At 63.9% G+C, this 1,704-nt stretch carries 1 protein-coding gene; it reads left to right on the forward strand.

Features of this window, described 5'->3' with window-relative positions:
* Positions 1 to 76: 76 nt before the first annotated feature.
* The gene (locus CF70_RS02130) at positions 77 to 1,537 is read left to right on the forward strand and encodes an MFS transporter (protein WP_349675096.1); all 1,461 of its coding nucleotides are present in this window, start codon (positions 77 to 79) and stop codon (positions 1,535 to 1,537) included.
* Positions 1,538 to 1,704 lie beyond the last annotated feature (167 nt).

The following is a 1,704-nucleotide window of genomic DNA, read 5'->3' on the forward strand; positions in this document are numbered from 1 at the left end:
AGGGGGGTGAAACCGCCTTTGACTTTAAGCCCTTGACGTTAAGCCTTTGACGTTAAGTAGTTGACGTCAAGCACAGTTGCAACCCCACCAAACAAAAACAAAACACCCAAATCCCAAAAGGACCGAAAGGACCAAAAGGACCAAAAGGAGACACCCCATGCCCCATATCGACATCCACAAACTAGCCGACGAAGCCCGCTTCAACCCCTTCCACGCCCAAATCCTCCTCTGGTGCGCCCTCATCATCATCTTCGACGGCTACGACCTCGCCGTCGTCGGCATCGCCCTCCCCTCCATCATGAAAAGCATGGGCGTCGACGCCACCGGCGCCGGCTTCATGGTCAGCGCCGCGCTATTCGGCATGATGTTCGGCGCGATCTTCATGGGCACCATCGCCGACCGCATCGGACGGCGCCGCGCCATCGCCATCTGCATCCTGCTGTTCAGCGTCTTCACCGCCGCCGCGGGCTTCACCAGCGATCCCGTGACGTTCAGCGTCACGCGCTTCCTGGCGGGCCTGGGCATCGGCGGCGTCATGCCGAACGTGGTGGCGCAGATGACCGAATACTCGCCGCGCAAGATCCGCGGCACCATGGTCACGCTGATGTTCAGCGGCTACTCCGTAGGGGGCATGCTGGCCGCCCTGCTGGGCAAGGGCCTGATCGAGAGCTACGGCTGGCAATCGGTGTTTATCGCCGCGGGCCTGCCGGCGCTGCTGATCCCGTTCATCCTGAAATCCCTGCCGGAATCGATGCCCTTCCTGGTCAGGAAGGGCCAGATCGACACGCTCAAGGCCATCGTTTCCCGGCTGGAACCAGGCTACCGGCCGCAGGCCGGCGACCAGTTCGCCCTGCCCGCCGGCGACAAGGCCGGCGATGCGCCCATCGGCAAGCTGTTCCAGGACGGACGCGGCTTCAGCACCGTCATGTTCTGGGTAGCATTCTTCATGTGCCTCTTCATGGTCTACGCGCTCAGTTCCTGGCTGGCCAAGATGATGGCCGGCGCCGGCTATAGCCTGGGCTCGGCGCTCACCTTCGTGCTGGTGCTGAACTTCGGCGCCATGATCGGCGCCATCGGCGGCGGCTGGCTGGCGGACCGCTTCAATATCAAGTACGTGCTGGTGGGCATGTACGCCCTGGCCGCGGTATCGATCACGCTGCTGGGCTACCCGGTGCCCACCGCGCTGCTGTTCGTGCTGGTGGCGCTGGCCGGCGCATCGACCATCGGCACGCAGATCGTCACCTACGCCTATGCGGGGCAGTTCTATCCGATGGCGGTCCGCGCGACCGGCATCGGCTGGGCGTCGGGCATCGGGCGCAGCGGCGCCATCCTGGCGCCGATCGTGATCGGTGCGCTGGTGGGCATGTCGCTGCCGCTGCAGCAGAATTTCGTGGCCATCGCCATTCCGGCGGTGATCGCGATGATGGCGGTGTTGCTGATCGATCATCGGCGCTCGGCTTCGGCGCAGCATGCCGAGGGCGAGATGGAGCCTGTGGCACCCGTCGCGCTGGTGACCGGGTCACACACTACATCGTAAGGGGGGCGTGCGACGCAGGCACCGCCACGCATGCACTTACGGGTAAGATCGCAGTTCGCTCCGACCTGTCCGGTCGAGGGGCGCATCCCGAAAGTTCAATGAATACTCCCGCCGCTAAAGCCTTCGGCTTGTAGCAGGGGTTTCCGGGTTCGGCGACTCATGCACCT

It is taken from the genome of Cupriavidus sp. SK-3 (genome assembly GCF_000611145.1).
GTDB lineage: Bacteria > Pseudomonadota > Gammaproteobacteria > Burkholderiales > Burkholderiaceae > Cupriavidus.